This is a genomic window from Schleiferilactobacillus harbinensis (assembly GCF_008694105.1).
Lineage (GTDB): Bacteria > Bacillota > Bacilli > Lactobacillales > Lactobacillaceae > Schleiferilactobacillus > Schleiferilactobacillus harbinensis.
The window spans coordinates 1,270,409-1,286,036 of sequence record NZ_CP041364.1; the positions used below are offsets into that span (position 1 = coordinate 1,270,409).

At 50.4% G+C, this 15,628-nt stretch carries 17 protein-coding genes and 1 tRNA gene; 5 read left to right on the forward strand and 13 right to left on the reverse strand.

Annotated elements, in window-relative coordinates; genetic code table 11:
* Positions 1-49: 49 nt before the first annotated feature.
* Positions 50-250 carry a cold-shock protein gene (locus tag FMM01_RS06550; protein WP_027828904.1) on the reverse strand — a complete coding sequence of 67 codons (201 nt, stop codon included), beginning with the start codon at positions 248-250 and terminating at the stop codon, positions 50-52.
* Between the two features lie 180 nt (positions 251-430).
* A complete protein-coding gene (locus FMM01_RS06555) occupies positions 431-1,396 on the reverse strand; it encodes an aromatic acid exporter family protein (protein ID WP_051225352.1) in 966 nt (321 codons plus the stop codon).
* 102 nt (positions 1,397-1,498) lie between these two features.
* Here FMM01_RS06555 and FMM01_RS06560 point away from each other — a divergent pair, with 102 nt between their 5' ends.
* The 3 genes from FMM01_RS06560 to FMM01_RS06570 are packed head-to-tail and all read left to right on the forward strand — an operon-like array spanning position 1,499 to position 2,995.
* Positions 1,499-2,149, forward strand: a complete 651-nt coding sequence (locus FMM01_RS06560) for a hypothetical protein (protein ID WP_190973474.1) — start codon at positions 1,499-1,501, stop codon at positions 2,147-2,149.
* Positions 2,150-2,180: 31 nt separating this feature from the next.
* Positions 2,181-2,753 (forward strand): hypothetical protein, encoded by a 573-nt coding sequence (locus FMM01_RS06565; RefSeq protein ID WP_150391970.1) that lies wholly within the window; start codon positions 2,181-2,183, stop codon positions 2,751-2,753.
* A 5-nt stretch (positions 2,754-2,758) separates the two neighbouring features.
* Positions 2,759-2,995 (forward strand): hypothetical protein, encoded by a 237-nt coding sequence (locus FMM01_RS06570; protein WP_150391971.1) that lies wholly within the window; start codon positions 2,759-2,761, stop codon positions 2,993-2,995.
* 71 nt (positions 2,996-3,066) lie between these two features.
* On the opposite strand, the gene FMM01_RS06575 is transcribed toward FMM01_RS06570, so the two are convergent.
* The 6 genes from FMM01_RS06575 to FMM01_RS06600 form a co-directional block, all read right to left on the reverse strand.
* On the reverse strand, positions 3,067-3,960 hold the full coding sequence (locus FMM01_RS06575) for an IS3 family transposase (RefSeq protein ID WP_150391972.1): 894 nt from the start codon (positions 3,958-3,960) through the stop codon (positions 3,067-3,069).
* A complete protein-coding gene (locus tag FMM01_RS06580) occupies positions 3,912-4,448 on the reverse strand; it encodes a helix-turn-helix domain-containing protein (RefSeq protein ID WP_150391973.1) in 537 nt (178 codons plus the stop codon). The genes FMM01_RS06575 and FMM01_RS06580 overlap by 49 nt, the downstream gene beginning before the upstream one ends.
* 74 nt (positions 4,449-4,522) lie before the next feature.
* Positions 4,523-5,125 carry an ECF transporter S component gene (locus FMM01_RS06585; RefSeq protein WP_150391974.1) on the reverse strand — a complete coding sequence of 201 codons (603 nt, stop codon included), beginning with the start codon at positions 5,123-5,125 and terminating at the stop codon, positions 4,523-4,525.
* A 5-nt stretch (positions 5,126-5,130) separates the two neighbouring features.
* Complete coding sequence (locus FMM01_RS06590) at positions 5,131-6,021, reverse strand: class C sortase (protein WP_150391975.1); 891 nt, start codon at positions 6,019-6,021, stop codon at positions 5,131-5,133.
* Positions 6,018-6,698 carry a class C sortase gene (locus FMM01_RS06595; protein ID WP_150391976.1) on the reverse strand — a complete coding sequence of 227 codons (681 nt, stop codon included), beginning with the start codon at positions 6,696-6,698 and terminating at the stop codon, positions 6,018-6,020. The genes FMM01_RS06590 and FMM01_RS06595 overlap by 4 nt, the downstream gene beginning before the upstream one ends.
* 83 nt (positions 6,699-6,781) lie before the next feature.
* A complete protein-coding gene (locus FMM01_RS06600) occupies positions 6,782-8,206 on the reverse strand; it encodes a SpaH/EbpB family LPXTG-anchored major pilin (protein WP_150391977.1) in 1,425 nt (474 codons plus the stop codon).
* A gap of 98 nt (positions 8,207-8,304) precedes the next feature.
* On the opposite strand from FMM01_RS06600, the gene FMM01_RS06605 reads away from it, so the two are divergent.
* Complete coding sequence (locus tag FMM01_RS06605) at positions 8,305-9,675, forward strand: IS4 family transposase (protein ID WP_150391763.1); 1,371 nt, start codon at positions 8,305-8,307, stop codon at positions 9,673-9,675.
* Between the two features lie 71 nt (positions 9,676-9,746).
* On the opposite strand, the gene FMM01_RS06610 is transcribed toward FMM01_RS06605, so the two are convergent.
* The 3 genes from FMM01_RS06610 to FMM01_RS06620 all read right to left on the reverse strand — a co-directional run bounded on the left by FMM01_RS06610 (position 9,747) and on the right by FMM01_RS06620 (position 13,904).
* Positions 9,747-10,001: a pilin N-terminal domain-containing protein gene (locus tag FMM01_RS06610; RefSeq protein WP_150391978.1), complete on the reverse strand. Its 255-nt coding sequence runs from the start codon at positions 9,999-10,001 to the stop codon at positions 9,747-9,749.
* A gap of 230 nt (positions 10,002-10,231) precedes the next feature.
* Positions 10,232-10,795, reverse strand: coding sequence for a SpaA isopeptide-forming pilin-related protein (locus FMM01_RS06615; protein ID WP_150391979.1), 564 nt, complete (start codon positions 10,793-10,795; stop codon positions 10,232-10,234).
* Positions 10,776-13,904 (reverse strand): pilin N-terminal domain-containing protein, encoded by a 3,129-nt coding sequence (locus FMM01_RS06620; protein WP_150391980.1) that lies wholly within the window; start codon positions 13,902-13,904, stop codon positions 10,776-10,778. The genes FMM01_RS06615 and FMM01_RS06620 overlap by 20 nt, the downstream gene beginning before the upstream one ends.
* Before the next feature lie 376 nt (positions 13,905-14,280).
* Here FMM01_RS06620 and FMM01_RS06625 point away from each other — a divergent pair, with 376 nt between their 5' ends.
* Positions 14,281-14,712 (forward strand): DUF6978 family protein, encoded by a 432-nt coding sequence (locus FMM01_RS06625; RefSeq protein ID WP_146994577.1) that lies wholly within the window; start codon positions 14,281-14,283, stop codon positions 14,710-14,712.
* Between the two features lie 255 nt (positions 14,713-14,967).
* Here FMM01_RS06625 and FMM01_RS06630 read toward each other — a convergent pair.
* Together FMM01_RS06630 and FMM01_RS06635 are read right to left on the reverse strand one after the other, a co-directional pair.
* Positions 14,968-15,051: transfer RNA gene (locus FMM01_RS06630), tRNA-Leu, on the reverse strand.
* Positions 15,052-15,111: 60 nt separating this feature from the next.
* Positions 15,112-15,606: a SprT family protein gene (locus FMM01_RS06635; RefSeq protein WP_190973475.1), complete on the reverse strand. Its 495-nt coding sequence runs from the start codon at positions 15,604-15,606 to the stop codon at positions 15,112-15,114.
* Positions 15,607-15,628: the final 22 nt, after the last annotated feature.

The window sequence follows — 15,628 nt, forward strand, 5'->3', positions numbered from 1 at the left end:
GAAAAAAGAGGCGCCGAAGCGCCTCCGTTCTTTGAGCATGTGTCAAAAATTAGTCTTTTACAACGTTGACAGCTTGAGGTCCACGGTCGCTTTGTTCAACATCGAAAGTTACGCCTTGGCCCTCTTCGAGGGTCTTGTAGCCATCGCCTTGAATTGCGGAGAAGTGAACGAATACATCGCTACCATCTTCGCGAGTGATAAAGCCATAACCTTTTTCAGCGTTAAACCATTTGACAGTTCCATGTTCCATGAGAACTTCCTCCTTGATTGGTAAAAAATTGTGCATCTTTTGTTTGGTACTGGAAGAAAGTCTTTTGAAAACATTCGAACCGTAACCATTCAAAAAGTACATCATAATAATACCATGCACCGCGCGAGAAAGTAAAGTCAGAACGCTCAAAATCGTAATGAAAAATAGCGCTGCCAAGTCTTATTTGTTCTGGCTTGCCACGATCTTATCGAAGGCGTCTTTCAAGCGGAGCATTTGCCGCAAAAAAATCAAATACGATGTCGCGGCTGCTTGTTGGGCAAACTGCTTGCGCGTTTCTGGCAAACTCATCGCGGCCAGATCATCTTGCAGCCGTTCGATTGCCGCCAGCACCGGCGGAATCGGGTTGTTCTTGCGATCCCGTTTGGTCAAATCCACCAGCAGCCGCCCCATTTGCTGGTGCTGAGGCATTTCAGCCAACCGCGTATCCAACAGCAACTGCATTTGACGCAACAACTCATACTGATTGTTGCGCATTTCAAAATATGCCGCATAGTACTCGTTATCGTCAAAAAGCTGATTGGCCTGATGCCGGGCTGTCCAAGCGGTCCCCTCATTGATGGCCTGCTTCAAGCTGCTCAAATGCCCCCACAAAGTATGCTGCGCTTCCACGCTGGTTTCTCCAGATATCAGCAGCGTGCCTTGCAGCCGCAGCACGGTGATCAGCTCCTTTTCGACCCCTTCAACATGGAAAGAAATCTGATCGGTCAAATTCGGCATGAACAGATTGAAGAAAAGCCCGGTCAACGCGGCAATCACCAAAACGGATAATTGATTCAGCAAAATCGCCACCGTGATCGGTTTGACCACTAGCAGCGGTAAAACAAATACCGCACTGCCAATCATGGTATCCTGCAAGTCGACCAAGTTCGACAGGGCAATATACAGGAGCAGCCAAACGGCAAATGCCAGCGGTGCGTAGGGAATCCATGTGAAAAGCCCCCAGGCCAGCACCAACCCGACTACCGTCGCCACGGTTTGGAAAAGCGCCAGCCGCACAGTGGCCCGGGTCGTGGTGGCAATCATCAGCATGCTGACGATTCCGGCCAGGGACCAATAATCCAAATGCAGCGCGGCGGCAATGGCCATCGCGATTCCAGCCGTCAGTGCCGTTTTGATCGTCCGCATTCCTATTCTCATGAGCGTTGTTCCTCTGTCATTGTGACCATCGTCCTTCCTACCATATATGGTATTATATACGTAACACGGGAATTGAAGGAAGGGTCACGTATGCGCCATGTGAATTTGGGAAGAATTGGGTTAATTGGTATGCTGCTTCTGCTCATTGGCGGGATCAGCGCGTGCGAGCGGCGCCCGCTGACAGATAAAGCACAGATCCAGGCGTCAGCCACCACAGTGACCAACACGATTCAGGATCAGGGCAAAGAGCTGACAGCAATTACCAATAGTTTGGAAAAGAGCCAATCACTCTATGTCACCGAGCACAAGGAAAAGCCCAACGAAAATTTACTGCAAAATAAGCAAAGCGACGTGTATGCCAACTTTGCCAAGCGCACCACGGCCATGACCACACTGACAGCTGACTACAAGAAATTGAGCGACGCCGAGAACACCTTGAGCAGCTTTGCCAAATCCAAATCGCCCAACCTGCCGACGGAAAAGATTCAAGATCTCGTGCAAAGCCTAAAAATCATTGGCCTGGACCATGATACATTCACCCAATTCATGGATGAATTTACCAAGGCGGAGCAGAAATTCTACGCAGATACCGCAGATATGACCGATGAAAAAGAGCTGGATACTGTAATGGGCCGCCTGAGTCAATATTACGGTGCCCTGTACCAGCAAATGGAAATCATGCAGGCCAATCTCACCACGGCGCGGCAGCAAAGCCGCGAGTTGCTGCAGGAACTGAAATAAGAAATTTGTTCGCCTAGGGGGGAGCAGCAAATTGAAACTCATTGCTTTAATTTGTTTTATTGGGGGATTAGTTGCCCTATTGGCCATCGTCACGATTTGGATCGTGACCGCCCGGCAACGGCGGCGACCGAGTCGGCGAATTGATGCCAGCTGGAGCCGCCGGCAAAAGCAGCTGCGGCGCCGTATCCATTGGTGCCAAGGGGCGACCGTCCTCGCCAGCTCGTTTGTGGTGCTGGCCTTGCTTGGGGTGATCATGACGGCCGCTGGCGATTCAGCGGCCCAAACCACCTCAACATTGGCCTTAAGCCGGGCCAGACGGGATGCCTGTTCGCGGGCTAAATCAGAGTCTAAAAACGACCGCGATTCGCGCTCGTCCGCCAGTAAATCAGGCAACAGTTTGCCGCCGTCCAGTTCGTCATCATCGTCTTTCCCATCCTCGTCGTCGAGCGCCCCGTCGTCATCTTCTTCTTCGTCGTCAGCTGCATCGTCTTCGCAGGCTGCGGCAAGCAGCAGGCAACCAGCGGCCACGCCGACTTTAAGCGGGGCAGCGCAGAATTTGCCAATACATTGCATCGTGCGGTCGCCCTTTCCGGCGGTACTGTGACCGCGATGGATTTCCCAGCAAGCGCAGACGGCAGCGTGGCGCAGGTCATCATTACCGTCAGCAGTGCTATTGCTGATCAAAATACACAGGACAAAACAAGCTATGCTGAATCAGCGTTAACTGAAGTTCAGCGGGTAGCCAAACAATACGGCGTCGCTGTGCCGCCTGTCGTGATCAAGGCCGCAAACGGAACGCCACTTGCCAAGAGCAGCAGCGATAATTCGCAAATGACACTAGAGTGAAAGAAAGAGAGAATCCATTGACCAATTCAGGTCTGAAGTGCAACAAAAAAGTTAGACAGTTTGAAAAATAATTACGCTACGGCCTGAGTCCGGTATTCGATCGGAGTCAGGCCGTTTTTGTTGAGTGAGATGCGATCATGATTAAACCACGTGACGTAGTGAGTCACGACTTGTTTCAGCTCTGAAAGATCTTTGATGGGTTGCCGATTGATCCGTTCACGCTTGAGCAGATTGAAGAAACTTTCCATTGGCGCATTATCGTGACAGTTACCCTTACGAGACATGCTGGGAACGATCCCCATAGCATGTACCCGAGACTGGTATTCACGGGTCTGGTATTGCCAGCCTTGATCGGAGTGCATGATTGGCGTGACATTGGCAGGCAGCTTCTTAGCCAGATCGTCTAAGGTCAAGTGAAGCTGCCCTTTATTCGCAGAGTTACTCACAATAATCGTAATGACTTCGCGACTGGCTTCATCAATTACCGCTGAAATATACCCCCAACTGTGATCGACCAGTTTGACTTGCGTCACATCAGTATGCAGCACCGTGAATGGTTCCTGAGCATCGAATCGTTGGTGCAGCAGATTATCATTCACCGTACCTACTTTCCCCTTGTATGAGTGATAACTGCTGGTATGGCGTGAATACAACGTCACACTGAGACCGAGCTGCCCCATCAACCGGAGCACCGTGTTGGGGGAGCACTTGAAACCAGCCTTGCGGGCCATGATATGAATACGGCGATAACCGTAGGTTTCATACGAGTCACGGAATGTTTTCTTGATGAATGCCTTTAAGGCCGCATATTTATCTGGCTTATTCTTGCGCTGCAAGCGGTCATAGAAGGTAGCCCGGGGTAATTGGGTTAATAACAATAATTCTTTGAGCGGATAGTCGTGCCGTAACGCGTCAACTACTGCTGCTTTTTTGGCGGCAGATTGTTCTTCGATACGGCCCCTAATTTTTTTAAGAAGTCACGTTCCATTCTTGTATGGTATAGTTCACCGCGCAGTTTTAATATCTCTTGCTGGTAGGCTTCCTTCTCACTGAGTTCCAGCTTCTTCGCTTGCTTAGGTTTCTTGTGTTTCACTGTAGACCGCCTTCCTCGCGGTTTGGGACGTAACCCCGCTACTCCCTCAGTCTTGAAGATCTTCGCCCAGACAGCCACCTGCGAGGCATTGATCCCAAAGTGAGCAGCCACCGATGCCACACCTTCACCACTAGTTTGGTAATAGTCTACCACAGACAGTTTCTGTTCCAATGAATAAGCGACTTTGGTACGTTTACGTTGAAGCGACTCCAGTCCATTAGCTTGAGCCTGCTTAACCCACCTCCGGATTGGGGTCATTGACGGGATACTGTATTTAGCGCAAAGGGTTGGATAGGAAACCCGTCCAGAAAGATACTCTTGGACAACCTGTACCTTGAACTCACTTGAATATTTGGTCATAAAAATGCCCCACAATCGTTAGAGTATCTGTCTAACAATTATGGGGCACTTCAGTCACTGGATTCTCTCTTTGTTTATCTGTGCCGGCGATCAATGATGTGCAGCGTCGGCGTGGTCACCAGCGGCGTAATGATCACTGCTGTGATTGCCTCAGTGACGAAGTTGGCTCCCAGCATGATGGCAATGAGCCAGAACAAGCCTGTGGTACTGCTGGCCTGACCAAACGCCTTCAAAAGCGCGGCCGGGTCTCGCACAAATAAGAGATAGGTGAAAAGCACCACCAGCCCAGTATTCAGGAAGGTGCCGACAAAAGCGACTGCCCCTGCCAAGAGGCTGGTCGTCTTGATTTTCTGACGCAAGTGCTTAAACAGCCAGCCAACGGTCCATCCCACGACCATCCGGGGAATGAATGCGATGACCGGATTCGTAAAGAGCAATACCGAGAGCGGTGATGGCGGCATGGTCAGCGCACGAATGAATGATAACCCGCCCCAGACAGTGCCCAGCAGCAGCCCACCGCCCGGACCTAACAGGATAGCCCCAATCGCCACGATGATATGGCCCACCGTAATCGTCGGTGCTCCAGGAAAGATCGTAATTGGCACATAAGTTTGAATAATTAACAACGCAATCAGCAGACTCATCAACGTGATTTGGAACGTTGAAAATTTACGCATGGCGTTTACCCTCCGGCAACATTTGATGGTTCTACTTTAGCATAATTACCCCGCCAACGGGTGGGAACTTGCTTGGTCCGTAACTTGCGGCGCCGCGGCCAGCGCCAGGCGGCTAAAGCAACAGCGGCAACCGTGAGCAGAAAATCAAACCAGCCGCCCCACACCAGCCACTGCCACTGGGTAGCATCCGTAGCCGCCTTTTTTAAGGCTGGCGTGAGCGGTACCCGCCTCCCAGTCAGCAACAACCGATGGGAATTCACCATGTACGGGGTACAAGTCATCAGCGTCACCCGCTCTTCTTTCGGTGACAACGCAATGGTATTCTGCTTGTTGGGCAATACGACCTGCCGACCAGTGATCCGATATGCCCGTTTTTGGCCGCCGATAGTCAAAAGAAACGTATCGCCCCGCTTGAGCCGGTCTAAGCCAGTAAACAATTTGCACTCTGGCAGACCGCTGTGGGCCGAGATCATACTATGGGTATTTTTTTGTCCGCTAGGCAGGGACGTCCCGGGGACAACACTGGCGCCCCGCTCCAGCAGCCAGCCCGAAGTCCGGTCAAACAGATTGACTGAGACCTTGAGTTTGGGAATCGTTACTGTGCCCAGGAAGTGCTTAGCCAAATACCCCCGGGTCTTTTCATCCGTGGCTTCGCCGCGAAACGGATCTACGCCGGTCCGCAGGCCCTCTTTGGCAATTTTAGCGTTGTGCTGGCGCATTGCAGCCTCTTGCTGTTTCTGGTTAGCCTGAGCCTCTCGCACATACTGTTCCTGCTGGTAGTGATCCAAGAAACCGTTCAAGGCATTGACGTAAAACGGATACGTGAAAATCAGCAGACCAATCACTAGGAATAGAATGGCGAACCCGCGTCGAGATTTTTTCGGCTGTTTCTTCATGCCCACACCGTCCTTCGCTTGTGGTACCAAGTCAATCCGACAGCGAATCCGGCAAACAGAAGCAGACCGCTGATGCCGAGCAAGGCCATTTTCCAAATCTGCTGCTCCTGCCGGCGCTGAATCTGGGTGATGGTCGCGCTCATAGTACTGGTGGCAGACTTCACCCGCCGACCGGTGACCAGCAGGCGATGGCTATTGACCATGTATGGCGTGCAGGTGACCAGCGTCGCCAGTGACTGGCCGGCTATTGGTTTAACACTATCCACTGCCGCCGGCCGAACCGTTTTCTTTTGCGTCACCGTATACGTGTATTGGGTGCTATTGTGAAACACAACGAAACGGTCGCCCTTTTTCAACGTGTCCAGTCGATCAAAACCTGGATGGTTGGTGATGCCACTATGGGCAGTGATTACTGGCCGCTGGTCAAATTGGCCCTGCCATAAGGTTGCACCCTTGGCCAGGGTCTGCTCCGTGATAGCGTCAAATAACGGTAAGGTCAATTTCAGTTTGGGAAAGATGACCTGATTTTTCTGGGCTGGACGAGCGATATCTGGAGTGCCAGCGCCAAGGACTTGCCGCAAGTGAGGAAGATACAGAACCGATGCCATCAGCAACATTAATCCCAGAATCAGCATACTCACGGTATAGCCGTGACTTTTCTTCTTTTGCCGCCGCATGGCGTCTCTCTCCCTTCACTCCGAAATACAACGATCAGGGGCGATCCGCAGATCGTCCCTGTCCAGTGTCATTTACAATTTGATTATGCAGGCACGCGTTTGCCGAACTTGTACCAGACCGCGCCGCCGCTCATTACCAGGAACCCAGCCAGCAGGAATAAGATGATCCCGGGGCCGCCCGTGGACGGGAGACCGCCTTCGGGGATGTTCTTGATGGTGGTAAGCTGATCAGTTGCGGTCCAAGTGTTCAGAGCTACCTTGAATGACACGCCCTTGGTCGGCAAGATGAAGCCATCAGGTGCCTTGGTTTCCACTAGTTCGTAGTCGCCGTATTCAAGTCCGTGGACTTCGATTTTGCCTTCGTCGTTGGAAACGAATTTAGTGGCGGTTTCTTTGTCAGTCACCCACTTGATGTACTTAGCGGTGACGGGATTGTATGTGCTTTGAACATCGGCTGCCTCGGTACCTGTCATGAATTGAGCATAACGCAAGTCATCTCCGGTACCCTTGGTAATAACGAACTCAGCGTTTTTCAACGCTTCATCAGTCGCACCGTTGGTTTTCAGGAACTTCTTACCACCAGTGATCAATTGCGGCGCATCATCTGTCTTAGAATTTTCCTTACCTTTGCGGTTCCAGGTCCAGACCGCCTCGTTTTTCATAGCAATATCCGGTGTTGCGTACTGATTCACTTGTAGAGTGTAGTAGATGCGAACCTTCTTATTGGCATACGGATTTAACGCAGTTGCAACTGCTTGACTCTTGAAATCGTTGACGGTGTTGCTGAAGTTGAAATTGAGATCGAATCCGGCCAGGCCATCAGTCGTTTCCTTGCCCAATTCGTTGTGGGGAGTAAATGTGTAGTGGTCTGCCAGGCTGTCCTTCAGGTCTTTATCATCAACAACAATTTTATCCAGACTGACGAACGATAAACCAGGCTTGTTCACCTTATCGGCAAACCGGAAAGCTTCATACGTCGTCCGCTTACCGGCATCGATATCATAAACCCCGCCGATATCGTACGGCATCGTGAATTCCAAGTAGTACTGAACCTGTTTACCGACCTCGACATCTTGCCCATTAGTAATCGGGTTGCCTTCACTGTCAATCATTTCTTTGTCGAACCCAGAATCACCAATTTCGTTCTTGGGATACAGATAGATCTGAGAGAGCGGTGTTTCGCCTTTCATGATTGGCAGCACGACAACCATTGGTGCTGCTTTCTCGTTAACGTTGGCAGGACTCTGTGTTTCATAGAAAACATACACCTGGTGCTTGCCGTTTTGATAGGCCGGTAATCCATCGAATTTCGCCAAACCACCATTCGCAGTGGTTTGTTTGCCAACCGGATTGGTCAGCTTGCTATCGTTCGGGTTGGCAGCAACAAACGCTGCCATTTGCCGCTGGATGAACGCCTTCATCGTTTCGCCTTCATTGGGCCCGCCCACCAGCAATTCACGGAATTTGTCTGTAACTGAAACTTGAAAGCTGGAAATCACGTTAAACATGCGTGGTTCCTGGCTTTTTTGGCACAAAAATAAGCGCAGACTCTCCTGCGTTGTATACTTGATTCGACCAAAAATCTGATACAGAGGAGAGACGCGCCATGAATATTATAGAACATACACGGACTGAATTGGGACTTAAGAACATCATTCTTCGTTTTTCGTCACTCGTGGGCTTGAGCAAGCTGACAAAAAAGGCGAATTTTAGAAGACGCTCATCAATTTCACTGACCAAGGTGCTGGCATGGCTGATCCAAACCAAGTTTTTGGGCCGTTCCCTTTACCGAGCGATGCCCGATCCGGATTGTACGATTCGGACGGTCCGTAATGATCTGAACGATGGCCGTATCAATTGGCAACGACTGACTTGTCTGGTTGGGGCCGCGATTATTAAACATCTACGACCATACATTGATGCCCGCCGACGATTCGCGTTTATTCTGGATGATACCCTTTTTGCACGGGATTATTCCACCAAGACAGAACTGCTTGCCCGTGTGTTTAACCACGACGATCATGTCTATCAACGCGGATTCCGGGCACTCACTTTGGCTTGGAGCGATGGTAACACCCTGTTACCAGTGGATTATGCGCTGATGTCCTCTAAGAGTGCTGCCCAGCGACTGGGGAGCCCAGCTAAAACTACCAGTGGCCGGTCAATTGCTGGTCAACGCCGTGTTCAAGCCCAAGGCAAAATGAATGACGTCTCGGTAGAACTGCTAACGCAGGCTCTGGCAAATCATATTCCGGCTCACTACGTACTTTTCGACAGTTGGTTCAGTTCACCGCGGATGTTCTATACCTTGAAAACAATGGGGTTAGCCGGTATCGGGATGATCAAGCGCACGAAGAAGATCTACTACCGCTATCGTGGCCGACTTTACTCCGTCAAGGATCTCTACGAACGGTTCTGCGCTTCACGCCGGCAAACGCACACCAATTATCAGTACAGCCCCATCGTCACAGCTTATGTGAACTTGGATGATGGGACGCAAGTAGCGTACCCACTGAAGCTGGTATTTGTGACTAACCGGAAGAATGCCAGTAGTTATCTGGTATTAGCTACGACCCAAACTAATTTGCGTCCTGAAGAAATTATCCAGATGTACGGTCGTCGGTGGCAGATTGAAGGCTATTTCAAAGTAGCCAAGCAGTATCTACGTTTGGACAAGTCCCAGGTTCAAAGCTATGACGGTCTTTGCGGTCATTTGGCCGTCGTGATGATGACGTATGACCTGTTGGCGTGGCAACAGCGGTTAAACGAGGATGAACGCACACTTGGCGATCTGTTTTACGAGATGAATGAAGTCATGCCAGACATTGCAGTAACGCAAGCACTGGCATGGCTTCTGAAGGCACTATCCACACTGGGAGCCACTTTAGTGGGCACGGCAGAGGAAGTAATAAATAACATCGTTGACCATTTTGTCAGTTTTCTTCCGAAGAATCTTGTCAACCTATTGGGAATCTGACAAAAACAAGATCATTCCCGCCGCCATCTCACAATTACCAAGGCATCAGTGCACTTTCGGGCTTTCAAGTTTCAGTCTGTAATGTTATAAGCGGTGAATTCAACACCATCCAGTGGCGTCGCCTGTTCAAATTCAGGCATCTCTTCCCCAGTATTTTCGATGAGTTCAGGCATTTTGTCGAATGCCTTCTTGTGCAAAATGAAGTCTACTTTCGTATCTTCTGCCGCCCCATAAGCAACCTTGCTGAGACCGCCGACTGCTGCGCCCAGCAAGGGCAAAACAAGCGCGATCATCATCACCAAGCGTAACCATCGTCGTTGTATCATTGTTGACGCCTCCTTGTATTTTTCTTCATTTACTCTACATATTGAGTGTAGCGGGTTGCTTCAGGGACCAGCAACTTATGAAAGTCCCACCAATTATTTTCAATGACGATTCTGTGTAGCCTCACAATGCCTGTTACAACAGGAATTTCATGGACCGGGTCATTGATTTGAATTGTTCAATCGGCCAATTTATCAGTATTCCGGTGGGAAGACCTGATTATTGATACAAATTACTTGGCCGGTGTTTTGCGCGTTCGCCAACCGATAATCACCACGACCGCAATCAGCAAGAACCCGAATATGCCCATTAAGGTTTTGACCGTCCCGGTTTGCGGCAGCCAGCCGCCCTGCTTAGGCGGCGTGGTGCTCACTGGCGTGGGCTTTTCTGGTGTCGTTGGCGGTGTTGCGGTCTGATTGTTGTACACTCGGGGAGTTGCTTGTTGCATTGCAGCCTCCGGTACTTTACCAGAAACCAATTCCATAAGTGGCTGACCGTTGACCATAACTGGCAAGAAATTGCCTTGCTCATCCCGCCATTCTTCGGGCACCTCCACTTTGATGCCCTTAGCAGACGCATCAAGTTCATACCCGTCGATAGTCGCTACTTCTTCAAAGTAATACGTTCCCGCCGACAGGAAGCGCTGACCCATATTAACGAGTCCGTCCTTGTCTGACGTGAATTTATCTACCCGGTCATCCCGCAACGGGTCAGAACTAGTCAGCCATTTGTTGCCTAAATCGTTCTCTTCCTCCAATTGCAGATAACGTTTCTGATTATTGATCAGCTGGTACATGACGAATTTTGCGCCCGCCAGTCGTACTTCCCCACCAATTCGCCTGTTTGCCGAACTTGAAGAAATACGGGTCCCGGACGTAAGCTGAGTTTTTAGGATAGAGGTGAATCGGATTCAGCTTGGTTTCATCCACGGGATGCATCATCGGCAGAATAACCACAATGGGTGATGTCTTTTTGGTCATGTCGATGTTTAGACCCATCGCCGGATCAAGTTTGTCTTCCAGAATCAGATATACTGCTTTATTTCCTTCTGGCGTACGCCGGGGTACTGTGAACCGAGCGATGCCGTCTTCATTCAGGGCATCATCAGTCCGGGTTTTAATGGTGGCGACCCGTTTCAAGTTCTGTTCAGCCCAAGTCAATGCTTCTCGGCGCGGCTTGTCTCGATACAAGTCGATGAAGACTTGATCAGTGAACGTCTGCCCCCCGTGGGCGGAGGGTGTCCATTCCTTCTTCATTCGCTGGTATTCCGCAGAGAGATCATAGACGTAGAAATTCGCGCCGTTCAGTCCGGAAGTCTTGCTCAGTAATTTATGATTCGGATCTTCAATCAGTACCCCGTCGTTGGGATACCACACGTCCTCCGGTGACCGGACATCTCGGTAAACCCGTTTATGCAGCACGATCTCCGTATCCAAGCTTTCTGCCTGAACCATTCCGCCGGCAATCAGCAACATGATGAGCGAAAGCAGGCCAAGCAGCCCGGCACGCAGCCAACGTTGCTTACTCATTTCTCTCGCCCCCTTTCGTTGTTTGCCGTAGTAACCGGCACCCACATTGATGGCGGCAAAGCCGATGGTCCCCGCAGTGAGGTACCACGGCAGCATGCCCCAGCCACCGGTAGCCGGTAATACGCCGACCGGTTTGTTCTGCACTTTGTCGCCGAACACCAAGCCGTTGCGACCGAGCAGCTTACCATCAGCCGTAATCGTCTTCATATCGTCTGAAACGACGATTTTGATGGGCTTCTCCAACTTGTCATACCCTTCAGGTGCTTCGACCTCGGTTAATGTGTATTCCCCCGGTCCCAGGCCGTTGCACAGGAATATACCAATTTCTTGCTCATCCTCCGGTCGGGTTTGACCGTACCCATTAGGCCCTTGCAACCTGAATTTAGCGCCGCGTAAGATCTGACCATTCTCATCCACCTTGGTGAGCCTTAACGATAGCCGCTTCTGGTTCACAATAGTGTCAATTTTGTCGCCATCCTTGAACCGCAACTCGGCCTTACCGTCTACGATCACGATGGTCACAGCCCATTCGATGGGACCGATGGCATTCTTCGTTTCCTCCTTGAGTTTGTATTCTCCTGGAGTGACGCCGTTGAATTCAACGTAGCCGGTTTTATCGCTCATCGCTTCAAATGTTTTGCCATCGGCAGCCGTCAGGGTAAACTTGATGTCCGGCAATATCGAACCAAATTGATTGGTCTTGTCGAAGCCCACTTCCTGCTCCAGAACCGGAATATTGGGTACTTCGCTAATGTTACCGATCGTCTGGCCTTGATTGGGTGACACTTCATGGGCGTTATCCGCGGGTGGCGGTTGAAAGCCTGGCGGCGCCTTTGTTTCGTGAAAATAGTACCGATATTGGGTTTCTTTTTGTTCTTTAAGATGCACCCGAATCTGTCCATCGCTGTTCGTCGTTAGCTTAATCGCTTGATCTCGTTCAGTGGACCATGTTTCCGGACTGGCCTTGGTCAAATACTCGGTCTTGCCGGCGGCAGTCCGGTACAAAATGAACTCCGCATTCGCCACTGGAATATGATCATCGGCGTTATGCTTGTTGACACCGATCATGAAGTCTACTAATTCTTCCAGCGGCGGTGTGTAGAAATTATGTGCCTCTGCCCCACCGCTTTGTTGGAAGTCTTTCGCCCAAAGATACCCGTTGATGTGGGCACCAGACCAAACCACTTTCGCTATTGGTGCAATCAGCGAGCCGGACAATGCCGTGGAAAAGCACTTTTTATCTTTAAAATAAGCTTGATCAAAGCGGTTTTCAGGACCATTGTTAATTTCCGGCACGTCTGGCGCGCTCCAGTCCTGATTCCCGTAATTGGTCACTTGGGTGGCATCGGGCAACCAATAGATTGACTTTTTAGCGACTTCGCGACTTTTATCGCCGCACGACGTATCGTTTGCAATGACTTTTGGCTGTTTCGTGGTAAAAATGATTCGTTTGACTTTGGCATCTAGAATCGGCGGCGCCGTATTTTTTAATCCCGGCAGGTAGGCCGTATCGGTTCCTGGTCTGGCTGGGATCTCGATGATTAAAGTACTGGCATCTTCTTTTGAGTGATAAACCGGTACGTCAATGGATTCATTTGCCTGCCAGCCCCAATAGGAACTGACGGTGTAAGGCTCACCATCTACGTAGTATCGATCACCCTTTTCTTCTCCAACCAGTTGCGTCAGCTCCTTTTGCACATGGCGCTGACTGGCAAAAATTTGAGCAAAGACGTCATCCATCTTGACCGTGTTCTTACCGCTGGTGAAATCATCCGTATGGTACACGCGGCCGTTTGCGTACACTGGATTGCTGGCGTCTTGGAGCCAGGAATTCTTGTCTTGTACGGCTTCCTTGCGGACAACGAAATAACCTGAATTATTGTTATTCGTGCCCTGCCCGCTCACCAGAGCCTGTCCGGGATTCACTGCCCCGGCGGGATAATACTTGCGGATTTCACCGCCAAGCAGGAGCGTGATGCGATGACGGTCGGTAAGCGGGTGGCTATTGGCGTCGCCATTACCATGGTCCCCGCCATCGAAGAAGCCGCCATAATTGAAACTGCTCGTCCCGCCGTTGCGGTCAAGGGCGGGAATCGTACTGTTGCCTTGAATCGCCAAAGCGCCTTCGGTATCTGCTGAATCGGCGCTGTGGTTACCGGAGAGGACGACGTTGTATAAGAAGATGTTGGCTTCATCGCCGACTTGTTTCATCCGATCTGCCGATACAAAGGGGCTGGAAAAAAAGGGAGGGCCATAAGTATATTGGTGCCACTGGCTGGGATCCTCCGCCTTGACGGTTCCGGCCTGCCAAAATCCGCCCAAAAGAAGCAGCAGAATTGTCCAACAACTAAGTAGTGCCGTTCTTCTGGTCTTCATGGTGGGCCTCCTTTCTGAAATGCATGTGTATCCCTACACAACAGCATATCGGGCTGAAAGGGGGACTGGCAATACGTCAGCAACGGGTGCAAAACTGATGTTGCATTTTCAAAACTAGTCAATGGCCGATCAAAGATTCCCAGTACATCAGGCTTTCTGAGTTGTTATTTCTACTCCTCAGTTTTCAAAAAGACCACATTTATCACAAGTCCAACGAGATGAGGCGAAAACTGAAATGGATTATTAGCCAAAAACGTTTGTTCGAGGATCTCCCATCCGTTAAAATTATTTCATCGACACAGTAACGTGCATCGGTTCCTGATTAGTCCGATGTCCAGAGATTCTGAACAACACCATCAACAGAGGGAAGACGTGCATGATTTTCACATCATTATCCGACCGGGATGTGGCAGCCCTTATTCAAGCTATCAAGGAATTTCTCCAAAATCCTGATTTCGCGATTCCAATCCTCGGGCGATACAAGAACGAGGAAAATGTTGAAGATAGGCTGAATGGTGCTCAATATATCCTGTATTCTTATCGAGGACGGAGAGCCTCCAAGTACAGTATTCATCTCCGATTCAGTGAGACCCATCTCCACCTGATTCGTTTATGCATCAACGGATCACGCCATCACAATTTGGACGGTACTGTTGTCGGTGTCAATGATTTACATGTCTATAAACATCATGAGGACACAGGGGATATCGAGTCATATGCCTATTCACTGGATGCAACACCGTTTTCCGATATCCAAGGACTGTCTGAAGCGCTGGATAAGTTTATGGAGTATACTATCAACCACTAACTGATGCAACGCTCCAATATCTATGAGTATTTAACTCGCGGCGGAAAGCGTTACGGTGTGCGTCCCGGATTTTAAGTAGTTTGATCTAACAGGACGAAAAGCTTGAAGCGCAAATATGGAACTCTCTAATATTCCATGGCGCCACTGCTGCACACTAGCCCACAACTCAATAACACAACAAAAAAAACACCTCGCCACACCGGTAATTCAACCGATGTAACGGGGTGCAATTTGTTGGAAATCCTGTGAAAACGATGCGGGCGAGAAGACTCGAACTTCCATGATCAAATTGATCACAAGATCCTTAATCTTGCGCGTCTGCCATTCCGCCACGCCCGCAAAAACCTACTTGAATATATTAGCATGGATGTAAAGCCGGTTTCAAGCCCTATTTGCCGGTTAGGCGCTGATTTGGCTCATTTTCACATCCAAGCCGACTAATTCCAAGCGGTGATGGCAGCGACCGCACACGAACCGGCGGGTGTCGATGCGGCGTTGGCGGGGATACTTGGCCTGGCACTGGGGACAGATGTAAAGATAGTTGACTGTCCTATCTTCCCGGGGCGGCATGGGCGGCGCGAAGCGGCTGCCGCCAGTGGCCGCCAGTAATTTCTTAAAGTCGGCATCCTTGTGCTGATAGCCGCCGTGCAGCAAATGCAGATGGTAATGGCACAGCTCGTGTTTGATCACGCCGAGCAATTCAGGTAAGCCATAGTATTGCAATAGTTGGGGGTTGATCTCGATGTTGTGGTCCCGCAGCCGATAGCGGCCGCCGGTCGTCCGTAAGCGCCGATTGTACAGCGCCTGATGCGTAAAGGGCCGGTGGAAGGTCTCCGTCGATACGGAACGTACCAGCGCTGTCAATTCTGCATCTGTCTGGGGTAATCTGGCCACATTGTCGCCTGCTTTCTGAAAA

What these genes read in the sequence shown, in the direction of transcription:
- FMM01_RS06570 (WP_150391971.1), top strand. Translation starts at nt 2,759, where the DNA reads ATGGATTTCCCAGCAAGCGCAGACGGCAGCGTGGCGCAGGTCATCATT.
- FMM01_RS06605 (WP_150391763.1), top strand. Translation starts at nt 8,305, where the DNA reads ATGAATATTATAGAACATACACGGACTGAATTGGGACTTAAGAACATC.
- FMM01_RS06625 (WP_146994577.1), top strand. Translation starts at nt 14,281, where the DNA reads ATGATTTTCACATCATTATCCGACCGGGATGTGGCAGCCCTTATTCAA.
- FMM01_RS06610 (WP_150391978.1), bottom strand. Translation starts at nt 10,001, where the DNA reads ATGATACAACGACGATGGTTACGCTTGGTGATGATGATCGCGCTTGTT.
- FMM01_RS06585 (WP_150391974.1), bottom strand. Translation starts at nt 5,125, where the DNA reads ATGCGTAAATTTTCAACGTTCCAAATCACGTTGATGAGTCTGCTGATT.
- FMM01_RS06590 (WP_150391975.1), bottom strand. Translation starts at nt 6,021, where the DNA reads ATGAAGAAACAGCCGAAAAAATCTCGACGCGGGTTCGCCATTCTATTC.
- FMM01_RS06615 (WP_150391979.1), bottom strand. Translation starts at nt 10,795, where the DNA reads ATGTACCAGCTGATCAATAATCAGAAACGTTATCTGCAATTGGAGGAA.
- FMM01_RS06600 (WP_150391977.1), bottom strand. Translation starts at nt 8,206, where the DNA reads ATGTTTAACGTGATTTCCAGCTTTCAAGTTTCAGTTACAGACAAATTC.
- FMM01_RS06555 (WP_051225352.1), bottom strand. Translation starts at nt 1,396, where the DNA reads ATGCGGACGATCAAAACGGCACTGACGGCTGGAATCGCGATGGCCATT.
- FMM01_RS06560 (WP_190973474.1), top strand. Translation starts at nt 1,499, where the DNA reads ATGCGCCATGTGAATTTGGGAAGAATTGGGTTAATTGGTATGCTGCTT.
- FMM01_RS06580 (WP_150391973.1), bottom strand. Translation starts at nt 4,448, where the DNA reads ATGACCAAATATTCAAGTGAGTTCAAGGTACAGGTTGTCCAAGAGTAT.
- FMM01_RS06595 (WP_150391976.1), bottom strand. Translation starts at nt 6,698, where the DNA reads ATGCGGCGGCAAAAGAAGAAAAGTCACGGCTATACCGTGAGTATGCTG.
- FMM01_RS06550 (WP_027828904.1), bottom strand. Translation starts at nt 250, where the DNA reads ATGGAACATGGAACTGTCAAATGGTTTAACGCTGAAAAAGGTTATGGC.
- FMM01_RS06620 (WP_150391980.1), bottom strand. Translation starts at nt 13,904, where the DNA reads ATGAAGACCAGAAGAACGGCACTACTTAGTTGTTGGACAATTCTGCTG.